This window comes from Pseudomonas sp. BIOMIG1BAC, assembly GCF_001705995.2.
GTDB classification, from domain to species: domain Bacteria; phylum Pseudomonadota; class Gammaproteobacteria; order Pseudomonadales; family Pseudomonadaceae; genus Aquipseudomonas; species Aquipseudomonas sessilinigenes.
Window position 1 is genome coordinate 7,569,495 of sequence record NZ_CP049045.1, and the last position, 16,760, is coordinate 7,586,254.

Sequence of the window (16,760 nt, forward strand, 5' to 3'; positions counted from 1 at the left end):
TGGGCTACTATAGAGAAAGGAGAAAGGCAAGTCGGCCTGCTGTTGGGAAACGTCCCCCGATGCAACGCGCTCCGGCTTTCTTCCTCATCGCTCTTATGTGGCACCTAGCCCACAACGCAGCAGTCAATCCAAACTGCCCGAAACAGAGCTAACCTCGCGTCCCATATAGAGTTTCAAGCCCTGGGCGATTTGCGCTCAGGGCTTGACACGAGCAGTTTTTTATTGCCGATTACAGCAGCGGGATCGAGTAGCTGACGATCAGGCGGTTTTCGTCCTGGGAACGGGTGTTCGCCAGGTCGGTACGCCACATGGCGTTTTTCCAGGCGAAGCCCAGGTTCTTCAGCGGGCCTTCCGGAATGACGTAGGCAACGGTCAGGTCGCGTTCCCACTCGGTCTTGCTGCCCAGGGAGGTATCGATGTTGTTGCCACGCAGGTAGACCGCGTTGGCGGTCAGGCCAGGCACGCCGACCTTGGCGAAGTCATAACCGTAGCGAACTTGCCAGGTGCGCTCGCCAGCACGGGCGAACTTCTGGATCTGCATATCGGTGATGGTGCTGTTGGACGAGCCGTCACCCTGGTTCAGCCAAGGGAAGTCGCTATCGCCCTTGGTGTACTGGTAGCCGGCACCGAAGGTGTGGCCTTCGACCGAGTACAGGGCCAGGTAGCTGTACAGGTCGTTGTCGACCTTGCCTTTGGTGACCTTGTCGCCGTAGTAACCCGTGGTGTAGTAGCCCGCGGTGTCGCCATTACGACCGTCGTCGCGGCTGCGGTAGTAGCGCAGGTCGCTCTTCAGGACGCCCGGGCCGATTGCCCAGTTGTGCACCAGGCCGAGGAAGTTCTGGTTGTAGAAGTTCTTCAGCTCACCGAAGTAGTACGAAGCCGTCAGATCCTTGGTGATCTTGTAGTCGGCACCGGCGTAGTAGAACTTGTTGCTGAACTCGCCTTTCGGGTAGTTCGAGCCAGCGTTGGCGCCCGCGATGGACAGACCTTCGTTGTTGCTCGAGTTACGGCCCTTGGGGATGGTCTGAAGTAGCCATGTATTTCCCCGGCATACCACCTAGCGCAACTTTTAAACTCGCCAAATGATCAAAAAACAATCAATTCGACGAGTATTTCTTACGTTTTCGCCACCCGGACCCCACTCCGGTGGCCATTTCCCGCATTACAGGCGCACCTCTCCTGCATTCGTCAGTAAATGTCGGCGCGCCATCCACAGGTTCGACAGAGCGAACAGTGTCACCAGTTGCGCCGTGTTTTTGGCCAAGCCGCGAAAGCGCACCTTGGTGTAACCGAACTGGCGCTTGATTACCCGGAACGGATGCTCGACCTTGGCGCGCACCTGAGCCTTGGCCTTTTCAATCTTGCGCTTGGCTTTGTACAGCACGCTGCGCTTATCGAGTTTTTTGTAGGTGCTGCGGCGTGCCGCCACCTGCCAGATAACTTCACGTCCTTCATGCTCGGGCCGCTTTTCGACACCGGTGTAGCCTGCATCGGCGCAGACCACGTTTTCGTCGCCATGCAGCAATTTGTCCACCTGGGTGACATCCGCCACATTGGCCGCCGTGCCCACTACGCTGTGCACCAGACCCGATTCGTCATCGGCGCCGATGTGGGCCTTCATGCCAAAATAATACTGGTTTCCCTTCTTGGTCTGGTGCATTTCCGGGTCGCGCTTGCCGTCCTTGTTCTTGGTCGAACTGGGCGCATTGATCAGCGTTGCATCGACGATGGTGCCCTGGCGCAGCGACAGGCCGCGGTCGCCCAGATAGCCATTGATGACAGCGAGGATGCCGGCCGCCAGCTCGTGTTTCTCCAGCAAGCGGCGGAAGTTGAGAATGGTGGTTTCGTCGGGGATGCGCTCCAGGTTCAGCCCGGCAAACTGGCGCAGGATCGTGGTTTCGTACAGCGCTTCCTCCATCGCTGGATCGCTGTAGCCGAACCAGTTCTGCAGCAGATGCACACGCAGCATCGCCATCAACGGGTAGGCCGGACGGCCACCTTCACCTTTCGGATAATGTGGCTCGATCAAAGCAATCAAGCCCTTCCACGGCACCACCCGATCCATCTCGATCAGGAACAACTCCTTGCGGGTTTGCTTGCGCTTGCCAGCGTACTCGGCGTCGGCGAAGGTCATCTGCTTCATCGGGAAACTCGGTGGGTGGGGTCGCGGTATTTTGCCAAATCAGAAAGTCTTTTTCAGAGTTTCCTTGGCGCGCTCGACCTGGCCTGCGGTCAGGGTCAGGTCCTTGATTTCGTTCGAGGTGATCTGGCCGCCCTGGAAGGTTTGTGGCAGCAGGCGACCGTCGTTGTACTTGATCACCGGGTTGTTCGGCAGCAGGGTACCGACCTTCAGCTCGGTCTGGGAAACCTTGACCTTACCGGTCAGGCCCAGGCTGGCGAAGTCATTGACCGCCTTGTTGCCGTCGCTTGGGAAGATGGTGCCGCCGGAAGCGGTGCCGCCAGAGTTGCCGCTCTTGGCCGGCGAGGAATCCAGGCGCAGGCCATACAGCGCAATGGCATCAACGCCGAACTGGACAGTACCCTGGGTGTAACCCGAGGTGAAACGCAGATCGAAGCCTTGGCCCCACTCTTCGTTCTTGTTCGGGCCAGTACCGTCACGGTTATCGGTGTTGATGTAGAAGTTACGCAGCCCCAGGGTGGCCTTGCTGTCTTCGATGAAACCAGCGGCGCCTGCCTGCTGCGCCAAAACCCCTACGGCCACAGCCAGGGCCAAGGTGGACTTGTTCATGTATCGCTCCTCTCGTTTTCTAATTCTTGTGGTTCCTGGCCCCAGATCGAAACGCCCGGGTGCCGCAGATGCGCGATTAGCGCCAGACCGTGACTGATAAGTCAATCGTAACGATCTGTGTCTTCGACCAATGTCTAATCGCAGTTATTTGGTCCATGCAGGTTAATGAATTCCTCATAAACCCAAAAAGAATTATTCCATTCTTTCTCATACCCTTCAGGAATAAAGCTCGCCATCCGCCAGCCAAAAGCTCCAGCGTAGACGCCTGCGAGCCTATTCCTGAAAAATATTTTCCCGCCGCTATTTCTTCCAGGCCCTCGGCCAGATCAATAAATAACGTCATAAGGGATCAAAAAAGCGACGCAATCATGGCTAAGAGCCTATCCTCCCGTCAATTTGTTACAGTTTTAGTATCGAAATGAAATTATTCTGAAATACACAAGGCCGCGCTTCGATTCCAAACCGAAGCGCGGCCTTGTCATTCCGGACACTATTTCACAGGGCTTTTTCGAAGATCTTCGAATTGCGCTGGTAGTTGTACAGCGAGGCTCGGGCCGATGGCAGGCGCTCGACACTGCTGGGCACGAAGCCACGCTCACGGAACCAGTGGGCCGTCCGCGTGGTGAGGACGAACAGCGTCTTGAGGCCCTGGGCCCGGGCACGAGTCTCGATCCGCTCCAGCAGCTCGTCGCCACGCTTGCCATGCCGGTACTCAGGATTGACGGCCAGGCATGCCAGCTCGCCCGCATCGGAATCGGCGATCTGGTACAGCGCCGCGCAGGCGATGATCATGCCTTCGCGCTCGACCACGCTGAACTGCTCGATCTCGCGCTCCAGCACTTCGCGGGAGCGACGTACCAGGATGCCCTGCTCTTCCAATGGGCTGATCAGCTCCAATAGCCCACCAACGTCTTCGATCGCCGCTTCGCGCACCCGCTCGAACTGCTCCTGGGCAACCAGGGTGCCGCCGCCATCGCGGGTAAAGAGCTCGGTCAGCAAGGCACCATCCTCGGCATAGCTGACGATATGGCTGCGCCCTACCCCACCCCGGCAGGCCTCAGCCGCCGCATCCAGCAACTCGGCCTGGTAGTTGGCGCCCAGGCGCTGCAAATGAGCAGGAACCTGCTGCGGGCGTAGTTCACGCACCAACTTGCCATCCTCGTCCAAAAGCCCTGGGTCTGCACCGAACAGCAGGAGCTTGTCGGCGCCCAGGTCGATGGCGGCACGGGTAGCCACGTCTTCACAGGCCAGGTTGAAGGTTTCCCCGGTAGGCGAGTACCCCAGGGGCGAGAGCAGGACGATGGAACGCTCGTCCAGCAGGCGATTGATACCCTTGCGATCGACCCGGCGCACCTCGCCGGTGTGGTGGTAGTCGACGCCTTCGAGCACACCGATCGGACGAGCGGTCACCAAATTGCCGCTGGCCACCCGCAAGCGCGAGCCCTGCATTGGCGAGGACGCCATGTCCATGGACAGGCGCGCTTCGATGGCGATACGCAACTGGCCCACGGCGTCGATCACGCATTCCAGGGTCGCCGCATCGGTGATCCGCAGGCCGTGATGGTAATGGGGCGTCAGGCCACGGGCGGCAAGGCGCGATTCGATCTGCGGGCGGGAACCGTGCACCAGCACCAGGCGCACCCCCAGGCTGTGGAGCAGCACCAGGTCGTGGACGATATTGCCAAAGTTGGGATGTTCAACGCCGTCGCCGGGGAGCATGACTACAAAGGTGCAGTCGCGGTGAGCATTGATATAGGGAGACGCGTGGCGGAGCCAATTGACGTATTCGGGCATGAACCTGAGCCTGTAAATAAAAAGCAGCCTATGAAAGGACGAAACGGAAAACGCACTGCGGGCTGATGGTTATCGTCGGAACAGGCTTGGCAACACGCTTACTCTCCTCATGGGTACGGACAGGAATACCGGCAATTTACTGAAATTGGGCCGGCGTCAGGCAGTAATGTTCAATCAATTCACGCAATAGCTGCACGGTAGGCTGCAAGCGTGACATTTCGAGGTACTCCCCCGGCTGGTGGGCACAGGCGATATCCCCGGGCCCCAGCACCAGGGTCTGGCAACCAAGGCGCTGAAGATAAGGGGCTTCTGTGCCAAACGCCACTGCTTCGGCACGATGTCCGGTCAAGCGCTCCGCCACTCGCACCAATTCGGCATCCTCGGGCTGCTCGAACGGCGGTACGGCAGGAAACAACGGGGCATAGTCGATCTGCACATCGTGCCGTTCGGCCACTGGCCTGAGCCTCTGCCGGATCGCCTCGCGCAGGGCCTGAGGGTCCATGCCCGGCAAGGGACGCAGGTCGAACTCCAGAGAGCACTGGCCACAGATGCGGTTGGGGTTGTCGCCACCGTGGATGCAGCCGAAGTTCAGGGTCGGCTGCGGCACGCCAAATTGCGGATTACGAAATTCACGCTGCCACTGCAGGCGCAGGCCACGCAGTTCGCCGATGGCATCGTGCATGGCCTCCAGGGCGCTGCGGCCAAGGCTCGGGTCCGACGAATGGCCGCTACGACCGAGAATGTCGATACGCTCCATCATCACGCCCTTGTGCAAGCGGATCGGCTTGAGCCCGGTCGGTTCGCCAATCACTGCCGCTCGCCCCAGGGGACGTCCGGCGTCAGCCAGGGCCCGGGCTCCAGCCATGGAGCTTTCCTCGTCGCAGGTGGCCAGGATCAACAGCGGCTGCTTGAACGGCCGCTCGAGCAACGGCCTTACAGCCTCGATGGCCAGGGCGAAGAATCCCTTCATGTCGCAACTGCCAAGGCCGACCCAACGCCCATCGACCTCGGTCAGCTTCAGTGGGTCGGTCTGCCACAGCGCCGCGTCGAATGGCACCGTGTCACTGTGCCCGGACAGCACCAGGCCCCCAGGGCCCGTGCCAAAGCTGGCCAGCAGGTTGAACTTGCCGGGGCTGACCTGCTGGATATCGCAGGTGAAGCCCAGATCGCCCAGCCAGCCAGCGAGCAGGTCGATGACCGGACGGTTGGACTGGTCCAGTGCAGGTTGGGTACAGCTCACCGAGGGGGCGGCGATCAGTGCGGCGAACTGCTCCTTCATGGACGGCAATGGCATGAGCTGGCTCCGGAAATCCCAAGACAAGGCCCATCATAGGGGCTGTTGCCCCGTCGAAGGAACCGCGGCGGCACCTCCAGGCGCCTTGTCCTGTACACTGCACGGCCTTGGCAGCCAATTTTCCCCCGGCTGCGCTCCCGATCCTGGATTGTCCGGCCATGCAGAAAGAAACCGAAATCAAACTCCGTGCCAGTCGCGAGACCCTCGTGGCCCTGCGCGAGCACCCGCTCCTGAAAAAACGCAACAAAAGTGGCTGGGAACGCCGTGAACTGATGAACCAGTACTTCGACACCCCGGACCGCGACCTGGCCCAGGCCAAGGTGGCCCTGCGCATGCGCCGCGATGGCGATGTCGTGATCCAGACCCTCAAGACCCGTGGCCAAAGCGTCGCCGGCCTGTCCGAGCGCAACGAATACGACTGGCAGCTGCCCAAGGCCAAGCTCGACCTGAAGAAACTCGACGGCCAGTGCTGGCCCGAGGCCCTGGCCGAACTGGACAAGAAAACCCTCAAGCCGATGTTCACCACCGATTTCGTCCGCGAACGCGCGGAAATCGCCTGGGGCCGTGGCAAGGCCAAGGTGGTGATCGAGGCAGCCCTGGACCTGGGCCAGGTGATCGCCGGCAAGCACAAGGAAGAAATCTGCGAACTGGAGCTGGAACTGCGCGAAGGCGAGCCGGCGGCCCTGCTGGAGCTGGCAGCGGAGCTGGCCCTCACCCTGCCACTGATGCCCTGCGACATCAGCAAGGCCGAACGCGGCTACCGCTTGTTCGATGCCGGCAGCTATTCCCTGAGCCTGCCAGCCCCACAACTGAGCGCCGAAACGTCGCTGGACGAAGCCTTCGCCGCCCTCGCCTGGCACCTACTGGGCAGCAGCCAGCGCCTGGCCGAACAGTACCGCTTCAACGGCCACTGGCGCCTGCTGCAGGATTGGGTGGACAGCCTCGCCGAATTGCGCGCCCTGGTCAGCAGCCTGGGCCAGGCCGCGCCACGCCAGTCCAGCGCCGAACTGCGCAGCGCCCTGGATGCCCTGCTGGAAGACTGGCGCCCGCTGGTGCAGGCCGGCCTGGATGACGAAGACGTGCGCAAGGCCGCTCCAGAGCAATTCATCGAAGAACTCCAGGACGTGCGCTGGGGCCTGTTCTCGCTGAACACCTCACGTTGGCTGCTGGACCGTACCTGGGCCGCCGAGCGCAACACCCGCGGCAATCGCCAAGGGGCCGCCCAACTCTCCAGCTGGCTGCCGCGCCTGCTGGCCGATGAGGCCTCGTCCCTGCAACTGCCACGCTACCAGCAGCAGCCCGAAGACCTGGCCGAGCAACTGCCGCGTATCGAGCGCATCCAGGCCTGGCTGCACCATGCCCGCAGCGTGCTGGAAATCCCCGAGCTGGATCGTCTCTATGGCGAGTTGAACAAACTGGCACAACTGGCCAACGAGCCCATCACCGAGGACGCCCTGGTCGCCCGCAAGCAGCAAGCCATCGCGGTGTTCCAGAACCGTGCGTGGAAAACCCTGCTGCGCATGTGATCCACGGCGCTCAGCGCAATACCGGCAGGCTGGTGGTGGACTTGATCTCCGACAGGGCAACGATCGAGTTCACCTCCTGGATTCCCGGCACCATGGACAGCTTCTCGAAGAAGAAGCGTTCATAGGCCTCGATATCCGCCGCTACCACCCGCAATAGAAAATCCACCGCCCCCATCAGCACATAGCATTCCAGCACTTCCGGGAAACCACGGATCGCCTCGGTGAACTCGGTGAAGTTGGAGCGGCCGTGGGCATTGAGCTTGATCTCGGCAAAGATCTGCGTGTTCAGCCCGATCTTCTTGCGATCGAGCAAGGTCACCTGGCCCCGGATCACCCCCTCGTCCTTCAAACGCTGGATCCGCCGCCAGCATGGCGACTGGGACAATCCCACCTGCTCGGCGATTTGTGCGCTGGAAAGCGAAGCATCTTCCTGCAACAGCGCGAGAATCCGGCGATCATAAGCGTCCAGCTCGCTATGCATGATTAATCCTCAAATAGGCATATATGCGAATTATTCAATTCAATAAATATAAAAACAGACTCATCTTAGATAAGAAATACCCAGAATCGAATGTAAAAATTTCTCCACTCACCTGGAGATCGCCATGCCCCTTCTCGATACCCCTGGCCAATCGTTGCGCCCCGATGCCTGGAGCCCCAACCAAGCCCATTGCCGCGTGCAATATCAGCTACTGGCCGATATCGAAGCCGACATCCTGTGCCGGGTACTCAACCACTTCGCCTTGCAGTTCCTGATTCCGCAGCGAGTCTCGGTGCAGCAGCAAGAGTCGACCCTGCAGGTGGAAGTGGAACTCGATGGCTTGAGCTGGCATCGGGCCGGGGTCATCGCGGACAAGCTGCGCAACCTGATCAGCGTCAGCTCGGTTGAACTGGCAATGGTTGAGCCATCGCGCCTGCAAGCCGCAGGCTGATCCCCGGTAAAACCCTGCAACCCTTGGCCGACAGGCTCCCGGCCTGGGCTGGCTATCCTTGGCTGTTCGTGGCTGGGCAACCGCGCCTCGTCCATAGCCCAAGGAGGCCAGCATGGCCGCCGTGCACATTCCCCAGGACCGTTGGCTGGAGCTGACCGAACTACTGCGCGACCTGCTGGCCCAGGGCCGTATCAGCCAGGACGCCGCCGAACAGGCGATGACAGCTCGCCACTTGGCAACCGACATCGCCTCGCATCCGCTGGAAACCATCGCCGCCCGCCAGTTGCCGGACCTGCAGCGCCCCGGCCACAGCCTGGACCTGGACAGCCTCACGGCCTGGCTCGCTCGCCAGGCTGGCCTGCCCTACCTGCACCTCGACCCGCTGCAGATCGATGCGGCCAGCATCACGCCCCTGATGTCCTGCGCCTTTGCCCAGCGACATGCAATCCTCGCAGTGGCCGTGGATGCCCAAAGCGTGACGGTGGCCAGCGCCCAACCGTACGTCACGGCCTGGAAAGCCGACCTGGCCCACGTTCTCAAGCGCTCCATAAGACACGTGATCGCCAACCCGGCGCAGATCCGCCGCCTGACCCAGGAGTTCTATCGCCTTGCGCGATCGGTCAGTGGCGCCAGCAACGAGCAGCGAGCCAGTACTCCGGGCGATTTCGAGCAGTTGCTGAAGCTGGGAAGCAGCGACCCGGCAGCGGACACCGACGACGCCCACACCGTCCATATCGTCGACTGGCTGTTCCAGTACGCCTTCGAGCAACGAGCCAGTGACATCCATATCGAACCTCGCCGCGAACAGGGCAACCTGCGTTTTCGCATCGACGGCATGCTGCACCACGTCTACGCGTTTCCAACCCAGGTGACCCTGGCCATCATCAGCCGCCTCAAGAGCCTTGGGCGCATGAACGTCGCGGAAAAACGCCGCCCACAGGACGGTCGGGTCAAGGCCCGCACGCCATCGGGCAACGACGTCGAGCTGCGCCTGTCGACCCTGCCCACGGCCTTCGGCGAGAAACTGGTGATGCGCATCTTCGACCCCCAGGTCCTGCTCAAGGACTTCGACCAGCTGGGCTTCTCCGGCGCGGACATGGAGCGCTGGCAGGCCATGACCACCCAGGCCCACGGCATCATCCTGGTCACCGGGCCCACAGGGTCGGGCAAGACCAGTACCCTCTACGCCACCCTGAGGCAGCTGGCGACACCTGAAATCAATCTCTGCACCATCGAGGACCCGATCGAAATGCTCGAGCCGGCGTTCAACCAGATGCAGGTGCAGCACAACATCGACCTGGACTTCTCCAGCGGCGTCCGCGCCCTGCTGCGCCAGGACCCGGACATCATCATGATCGGCGAAATCCGCGACCTGGAGACCGCCGAGATCGCGATCCAGGCCGCGCTGACCGGCCACCTGGTGCTGTCCACCCTGCACACCAACGACGCCCCGGGCGCCATCAGCCGCCTGCTGGAGCTGGGCGTACCGCATTACTTGATCAAGGCCACGCTGATCGGGGTCATGGCCCAGCGCCTGGTACGTACCCTGTGCGGCCATTGCAAGCAACCTGTGGATCTTAACGCGGACCAATGGCAGAGCCTGGCGCCTGCCGAGCGGCTGCCGGTACCCCTGCACGCCTACTGCGCCATTGGCTGTGTCGAGTGCCGAGGCACCGGCTACCGAGGGCGGGTCGGGGTCTATGAAATCCTGCGCATGAACGATGCCCTCAAGCCCCTGATCCAGCCTGACCTCGACTTGGCCGGACTGCGCCGCCAGGCCGCTGCCGACGGTATGCGCAGCCTGCGCCTGGCCGCCTCGTACCAGGTGACACAAGGGCTGACCAGCCTGGAGGAAGCCCTGCGGGTCACGCCCTGTAACGAGTCCCGATAGCGCCGCCAAAGCGCGCCTCTAGGGCTGGACTACGCTGTAGGCACAGCCAAAACGTGCAAGGAGCCGGGCATGAACATCCGCCAGAACATGATCACCTCGGGCGCCATCAGCCTACTGGCCATCGCCCTGGTGGCCGGCATCGGTCTCTGGGGCCAATCGCGCCTGGCCAGCGCCCTGCACGACAACGAACTCAATGCCAGCGCCCTGCGCAACCACCTGGAAGCCGACATGATGCATGACGCCCTGCGGGCCGATGTGCTGCAAGCGCTGAGCAGCCAGCCTGGTGATGAAGCGGCGGGCAATGAGGTGCGCGACAGCCTGCGCGAGCACGGCGACTGGTTCCGCAAGTCCCTGGCCGAGAATGCCCGGCTGCCACTGGCGTCGGAGATCCGCGAGGCCATCGGTGAACTGCAGCCGGTGCTGGAGAACTACATCCGGGCCGCACAGGACATTGCCGGGCTGGCCCTCAAGGATCCCCAGGCCGCGCGCCTGCAGATGCCGGAGTTTTCCCAGCGGTTCACTGAAGTGGAAACCCGCAACGAGGCCCTGAGCAGCAAGATCGAAGCCAGCAGCGCCCAGACCCGCGCCCGCAGCGAAACGGCGGTACGCCAGGCCGCCGGGTGGCTGATCGGCGGTAGCCTTTGCGCCGCGCTGGCCTTGTGCCTGCTGACCCGGCAACTGCTCAACCGCGTGCTCAAGCCCCTGGAGAAGTCCGTGGCCACGGCCCGGGCCATTGCCCAGGGCGACCTGACCCGCAGCATCAGCGTCGACAGCCATGACGAAGCCGGCCAACTGCAACAGGCTTTGGGCGAAATGCAGAACAACCTACGGCAGATGATCACCACCATCCGCCATGAAAGCGAGGAACTGCGCGGCCGCTCCCACAGCCTCAGCGGCACCTCGTCGCACATCGCCGACGGGGCCAGCGAGCAGGCCGATGGCGCCACCGACATGGCAGCAGCCATGGAACAGATGATCAGCAATATCGCCCAGGTCGCCGAACATGCGCGCAATGCCCAGAGCATTTCGTCCCAGTCCGAATCCCTGGCCGATAGCGGCGGCCAAGTGATACTCGGCGTGGTGGACGGCATGAGCCAGATTGCCGAGGCGGTCAACCAGTCCTCTGAAAGCATCACCGCCCTGGGCCAGTCCTCCGAAGAAATCCACTCGATCATCCAGGTGATCAACAGCATCGCCGAACAGACCAACCTGCTGGCGCTCAACGCCGCCATCGAGGCTGCCAGGGCCGGCGAGGCCGGGCGCGGGTTCGCCGTGGTCGCCGACGAGGTGCGCAACCTGGCGGCCCGTACGGCGCAATCGACCCAGGAGATCACCGGCATGATCCAACGCATCCGGGAAACCACCGAACAGGCGGTCAGCGGCATGCAGACCGGAGTCAGCCGGGTGAACGACGGGGTGAACATGGCCCAGCAGGCGGGCACCTCGATCAACGAGATCCGCCAGGGAGCCCAGCGCTCGGCGCTGATGGTCCAGGAGATCTCCCACACCATCGGCGAACAGTCCAAGGCCAGCGGCGAAGTCGCCCAGCGAGTGGAAATGATCAGCGAGGTGGCCCGGCGCAACAGCCAGGCCATGCGCGACCTGATCCTCACGGTGGAACAGATGGAGAGTTCGGTTGCCACCCTGCAGACCTCGGTCACGCGTTTCCAACTGTGAAGCCAAGGTCGAGACCTCATTGACCCATAGATGAACAGGTGAGCCTGATGCAGATCACAAGCGTGCTGCTACTTTTCGTCGCCCTGGCCGTGGCCCTGGTGTTCATGGGATTCAAGGTGGTACCCCAGGGCTACCAGTGGACCGTGGAGCGCTTCGGGCGCTACACCAACACCCTCAGGCCGGGGCTGAACATCATCATTCCAGTGATGGACCGCATCGGGCGCAAGATCAACGTCATGGAGAACGTGCTGGATATCCCGCCCCAGGAAGTCATCACCGCCGACAACGCCACGGTGCAGATCGACGCCGTATGCTTCTTCCAGGTGGTCAATACCGCCCAGGCCGCCTATGAGGTCAACAACCTCGAGCACGCCGTGCGCAACCTGCTGCAGACCAACATCCGTACCGTGCTCGGCTCCATGGAGCTGGATGCGATGCTCAGCCAACGCGATGCGATCAACGAGAAACTGCTGAAGACCGTGGACGAGGCCACCGCGCCCTGGGGCATCAAGATCACCCGGATCGAGATCAAGGACATCAGCCCACCGGCCGACCTGATGGCCGCCATGTCCGGGCAGATGAAGGCCGAACGGGTCAAGCGCGCGCAAATCCTGGAGGCAGAAGGCCTGCGGGCCGCCGCCATTCTCACCGCCGAAGGCAAGAAACAGGCGCAGATCCTGGAAGCAGAAGGCGAGCGCCAGGCGGCGTTTCTCGAATCCGAGGCCCGGGAGCGCCAGGCCGAAGCGGAAGCCAGGGCGACCCAAGTCGTGTCCGAGGCCATCGCCAATGGCAATGTCCAGGCCATCAACTATTTCGTGGCCCAGAAATACGTCGACGCCCTGGGCAAGCTGGCCTCGGCCAACAACAGCAAGGTGGTCCTGATGCCGCTGGAGGCCAGCCAGGTGATCGGCGCGGTGGGTGGCATCGGCGAAATCGTCAAGGCCACGTTCGACGGCAAGAAACCCTGAGGCAGGCTCCATGGCGACATTCCTGCAAGCACTGTCGTTCTGGGACTGGCTGGCCCTGGGCACCGTCCTGTTGATCCTCGAAGTGTTTGGCGCTGGCGGCTACCTGCTGTGGATCGGCCTGGCGGCAGCCTGTGTCGGGGTGCTGGCCTTCCTGCTCCCGGGCCTGCCGGGGGAAGCGCAGGTCTTGCTGTTCGGCCTGGTATCGGTACTGACCGCCCTGTACTGGTGGTACCGTCAACGCCGCGTGATTCGAACCAGCGACCAGCCGACCCTCAACCTGCGGGGCCAGGAGCTGATCGGCAAGACCTTCGTCGTGCACCAGGCCATCGCCAACGGCCGGGGGCGGATCAAGGTTGCCGACGGGGTATGGATTGCCAAGGGTGCAGACGCGCCGGTGGGCGCCCGGGTCCGGGTGATCGGCCAGGAAGGAAGCATCCTGCTGGTCGAAAACCTTGACTGACAGGCTACGGAACTCAGCCAGGGAATCTAGAATCAAACGGTGTAATTCCCCCTAGTCGGAGTCACCCATCATGCGTCTGAAAATAGCTGTCGTCACACTTGCCCTGCTGTCGTTGCCCATAGGTTCGGCAATGGCCGATACCTTCTGGCGCAACGTCATCTCCTCCGGTGCGACCACAGGCTCTACCTACCTGACCTTCAAGGACCACAAGTTGATCGTCGCCGCCCAGGACGATGCCGGCAGCTTCGTCGCCAGCAACGGCAGTATCCGTGGCCCCTACCTCGAAGCCGCCATGCAGAAGGTCCGTGCCGACAATCCCGGCCTCAAGGCCACCGACATGGAACTGGCCAATGCCATCCTGGCGAAGAATGCCGTCGCCCAGGAATAAACCGGGTCCAGAGATGGCCGATAGGAAAAACGCCGACCCTGGGGTCGGCGTTTTTTTATCCGCGCACCAACAGCGAATCAGCGATAAGCCTCCAGCGGTACGCAAGCACAGAACAGATTGCGATCACCGTAGACATTGTCCACCCGGTTCACCGCGGGCCAGTACTTGTGGGCCCGGGCATGGGCGCTGGGCAGCACCGCTTGCTCGATGCTGTAGGAACGCGCCCAGACCCCAGTGATATCCGCCAACGTATGGGGTGCGCCCTTGAGCGGATTGTCCTCGGCCGGCCAATGGCCGTCCTGCACCTGGGCGATTTCGGCGCGGATACTCAGCATGGCCTCGACAAAACGATCCAGCTCGGCCTTGGATTCGCTTTCGGTGGGTTCGACCATCAATGTTCCCGGTACCGGGAACGACATGGTCGGGGCGTGGAAGCCGTAGTCCATCAGGCGCTTGGCGACGTCTTCCTCGGTAATGCCGGTCAGGGCCTTGAGTGGTCGTAAATCGAGGATGCATTCATGGGCCACGCGACCGTTGCGCCCGCTGTAGAGCACCGGGAAGGCGCCACTGAGCTGGACGGCCAGGTAGTTGGCCGCCAGGATCGCCACCTCGCTGGCGTCGGCCAGCTGCGGCCCCATCATGGCGATGTACATCCAACTGATGGGCAAGATGCTCGCACTGCCCCAGGGCGCCGCACTGACCGCGTCGTTCTGTGGCAGCGGGCCGTCGATCGGCACCACCGGATGGTTGGCGACAAAGGGCGCCAGGTGGGCACGCACGCCGATCGGCCCCATGCCCGGGCCACCGCCGCCGTGGGGAATGCAGAACGTCTTGTGCAGGTTCATGTGGGAGACGTCGGCGCCAATGTCCGCGGGCCGGGCCAGGCCCACCTGGGCATTGAGGTTGGCGCCATCCATGTACACCTGGCCGCCATGCTGGTGGATGACTTCGCAGATCTGGCGAATGCCTTCTTCATAGACGCCATGGGTCGAAGGATAGGTGGCCATCAGGCATGACAGTTGTTCGCCAGCCTCCCGGGCTTTGGCCGCAAGGTCCGCAAGGTCGACATTGCCTGCCTCGTCGCATTCGACGATCACCACCTGCATCCCGGCCATCTGCGCCGATGCCGGGTTGGTGCCATGGGCCGAGGACGGGATCAGGCAGATATTGCGTTGCCCTTGCTGACGGCTCTCGTGATAGCGGCGGATGGCCAGGAGCCCGGCGTACTCGCCCTGGGCACCCGAGTTGGGCTGCATGCAAATGGCATCGAAACCGGTGATCGCGCACAACCAGCGTTCCAGCTCGTCGATCATCAGTTTGTAGCCAGTCGCCTGCTCCCGGGGCGCGAAAGGATGCAACTGGGCGAACTCCGGCCAGGTGATGGGGATCATCTCGCTGCTGGCGTTGAGCTTCATGGTGCAGGAACCCAGGGGGATCATCGACTGGTTGAGCGCCAGGTCCTTGTTCTCCAGCTGCTTGAGATAGCGCAGCATGCGGGTCTCGCTGTGATGGGCACTGAACACCGGATGGCTCAACACCGGGGTGCGACGCAGCAACTCGGCGGGTAATCCGGACTCCAGGTCCTCGGCATCCAGCGCGGCTACGTCCAGTCCGTGATCGGCCCCCAGGAATATATCCAGCAACCGAGCGACGGTGCTCTCGTCGCAGGTTTCGTCCAGGCTCAGGCCCAGCCGGCCACGCCCGAGAATCCGCAAGTTGATCCGCTGCGCCCTGGCACTCTCGATGATCGCGGTCTGGCTACCGCCTACTTCCAGGGTCAGGGTGTCGAAGAAATGTCGGTTGACCCGGACAATGCCGTGGCGTTCGAGCCCAGCGGCGAGGATGCAGGCCAATCGATGCACGCGCTGGGCGATGCGCTTGAGGCCCTGCGGGCCATGGTAGACCGCATAGAAGCCGGCGATGTTGGCCAGCAGGACCTGGGCGGTACAGATGTTGGAGTTGGCTTTTTCGCGGCGGATATGCTGCTCGCGAGTCTGCAGGGCCATGCGCAGGGCCACCTGGCCCCGGGCGTCGCGAGAGGCACCGATGATGCGCCCGGGCATGGCCCGCTTGTACTCGTCGCGACAGGCGAAGAATGCGGCATGGGGCCCACCGTAGCCCATGGGTACGCCAAAACGCTGGGACGAGCCCAGCACCACATCTGCGCCCAGCTCGCCGGGCGGGGTCAGCACCAGCAGGCTCAGCGGGTCGGCAGCGACGCAAGCCAGGGCCTGCCGAGCGTGCAGTTGCTCGATCAACGGGCGCAGGTCGCGGATCTCGCCGTGGGTGTCCGGGTACTGCAGCAGAGCGCCGAAGACCTCATGCCCGGACAGCCGGTCCACGGTATCGACGATCAGCTCGAAACCGAAGGCCTCGGCACGGGTGCGCACGACGGAAATGGTTTGCGGATGGCAGTGTTCATCGACGAAGAACCGGTTGCTCCTGGACTTGGCCACGCGCCTGGCCAGGGCCATGGCCTCGGCCGCCGCGGTAGCTTCGTCCAGCAGCGAGGCATTGGCCAGGTCCAGGCCTGTGAGGTCGATGGTCATCTGCTGGAAGTTCAACAAGGCCTCCAGCCGGCCTTGGGCAATTTCTGGCTGGTAAGGGGTATAGGCGGTGTACCAACCTGGGTTCTCCAGCACGTTACGCAGGATCACCCCCGGGGTCAGTGTGCCGTGGTACCCCATGCCGATCAGGCTGGTCCAGACCTGGTTCTGCGCGGCATAACCCCTGAGCCGGGCCAGGGCTGCTTCCTCGTCGAGAGCCGCTGGCAAGTCCAGTGCCCGATTGAAGCGGATGGCCGGCGGCACCGTCTGCTCGATCAACTCGACCCGACTGCCGAGCCCAAGGCTGGCAAGCATGGCTTGCTGCTCCTCGGCATCGGGCCCCAGGTGCCGGTTGAGAAATGCGTTGGGCTCACGTAGCTGGCTCAGGGATGGCGACCGGGACATGGCAGGCTCCTCCGATAAACGGCGCTCAGCGTCGATGCGACTGGGTGCCAAGCAGCATAGCAGTCGATTTTGCCCATCGACGCTCTAGCATCCCGGGACAATCGGGACCATCATGCGCAGCGTCAACGCA

General features: G+C 62.6%; 12 protein-coding genes and 3 pseudogenes. 8 read left to right on the plus strand and 7 right to left on the minus strand.

Features of this window, described 5'->3' with window-relative positions:
• Window positions 1-229: 229 nt before the first annotated feature.
• The 5 genes and pseudogenes from ATY02_RS35295 to argE form a co-directional block, all read right to left on the minus strand.
• Window positions 230-1,015: pseudogene (locus tag ATY02_RS35295) on the minus strand (OprD family outer membrane porin); the annotation flags it as partial.
• Between the two features lie 147 nt (window positions 1,016-1,162).
• The gene (locus tag ATY02_RS35300; RefSeq protein ID WP_010466230.1) at window positions 1,163-2,143 is read right to left on the minus strand and encodes an IS5-like element IS1384 family transposase; all 981 of its coding nucleotides are present in this window, start codon (window positions 2,141-2,143) and stop codon (window positions 1,163-1,165) included.
• A gap of 63 nt (window positions 2,144-2,206) precedes the next feature.
• Window positions 2,207-2,749 (minus strand): annotated as a pseudogene (locus tag ATY02_RS35305) (OprD family outer membrane porin); the annotation flags it as partial.
• A 495-nt stretch (window positions 2,750-3,244) separates the two neighbouring features.
• Window positions 3,245-4,543, minus strand: a complete 1,299-nt coding sequence (gene argA, locus ATY02_RS35310; RefSeq protein WP_068576058.1) for an amino-acid N-acetyltransferase — start codon at window positions 4,541-4,543, stop codon at window positions 3,245-3,247.
• 136 nt (window positions 4,544-4,679) lie between these two features.
• A complete protein-coding gene (argE, locus tag ATY02_RS35315; RefSeq protein WP_068576056.1) occupies window positions 4,680-5,837 on the minus strand; it encodes an acetylornithine deacetylase in 1,158 nt (385 codons plus the stop codon).
• A gap of 158 nt (window positions 5,838-5,995) precedes the next feature.
• Between argE and ATY02_RS35320 the strand changes: the two genes are divergently transcribed.
• Window positions 5,996-7,363 (plus strand): inorganic triphosphatase, encoded by a 1,368-nt coding sequence (locus tag ATY02_RS35320; protein WP_068576054.1) that lies wholly within the window; start codon window positions 5,996-5,998, stop codon window positions 7,361-7,363.
• Window positions 7,364-7,373: 10 nt separating this feature from the next.
• Here ATY02_RS35320 and ATY02_RS35325 read toward each other — a convergent pair whose 3' ends face one another.
• Window positions 7,374-7,844 carry an Lrp/AsnC family transcriptional regulator gene (locus ATY02_RS35325; protein WP_068576052.1) on the minus strand — a complete coding sequence of 157 codons (471 nt, stop codon included), beginning with the start codon at window positions 7,842-7,844 and terminating at the stop codon, window positions 7,374-7,376.
• Window positions 7,845-7,968: 124 nt separating this feature from the next.
• Here ATY02_RS35325 and ATY02_RS35330 point away from each other — a divergent pair, with 124 nt between their 5' ends.
• From ATY02_RS35330 to ATY02_RS35355, 7 genes and pseudogenes are all read left to right on the plus strand, one after another.
• The gene (locus ATY02_RS35330) at window positions 7,969-8,295 is read left to right on the plus strand and encodes a hypothetical protein (protein ID WP_068576050.1); all 327 of its coding nucleotides are present in this window, start codon (window positions 7,969-7,971) and stop codon (window positions 8,293-8,295) included.
• 112 nt (window positions 8,296-8,407) lie between these two features.
• Complete coding sequence (locus ATY02_RS35335) at window positions 8,408-10,186, plus strand: GspE/PulE family protein (protein WP_068576048.1); 1,779 nt, start codon at window positions 8,408-8,410, stop codon at window positions 10,184-10,186.
• 495 nt (window positions 10,187-10,681) lie between these two features.
• Window positions 10,682-11,008 (plus strand): annotated as a pseudogene (locus tag ATY02_RS36780) (HAMP domain-containing protein); the annotation flags it as partial.
• A 141-nt stretch (window positions 11,009-11,149) separates the two neighbouring features.
• The gene (locus ATY02_RS36785) at window positions 11,150-11,863 is read left to right on the plus strand and encodes a methyl-accepting chemotaxis protein (RefSeq protein ID WP_416220702.1); all 714 of its coding nucleotides are present in this window, start codon (window positions 11,150-11,152) and stop codon (window positions 11,861-11,863) included.
• 47 nt (window positions 11,864-11,910) lie between these two features.
• Entirely contained in the window at window positions 11,911-12,831 is a 921-nt protein-coding gene (locus ATY02_RS35345; RefSeq protein WP_068576044.1) for an SPFH domain-containing protein, read from the plus strand.
• 10 nt (window positions 12,832-12,841) lie between these two features.
• Complete coding sequence (locus ATY02_RS35350) at window positions 12,842-13,291, plus strand: NfeD family protein (RefSeq protein WP_068576042.1); 450 nt, start codon at window positions 12,842-12,844, stop codon at window positions 13,289-13,291.
• 70 nt (window positions 13,292-13,361) lie between these two features.
• Window positions 13,362-13,679, plus strand: a complete 318-nt coding sequence (locus tag ATY02_RS35355) for a DUF2388 domain-containing protein (protein WP_068576040.1) — start codon at window positions 13,362-13,364, stop codon at window positions 13,677-13,679.
• Between the two features lie 77 nt (window positions 13,680-13,756).
• Here ATY02_RS35355 and gcvP read toward each other — a convergent pair whose 3' ends face one another.
• Complete coding sequence (gene gcvP / locus ATY02_RS35360) at window positions 13,757-16,630, minus strand: aminomethyl-transferring glycine dehydrogenase (RefSeq protein ID WP_068576038.1); 2,874 nt, start codon at window positions 16,628-16,630, stop codon at window positions 13,757-13,759.
• Between the last annotated feature and the right edge of the window lie 130 nt (window positions 16,631-16,760).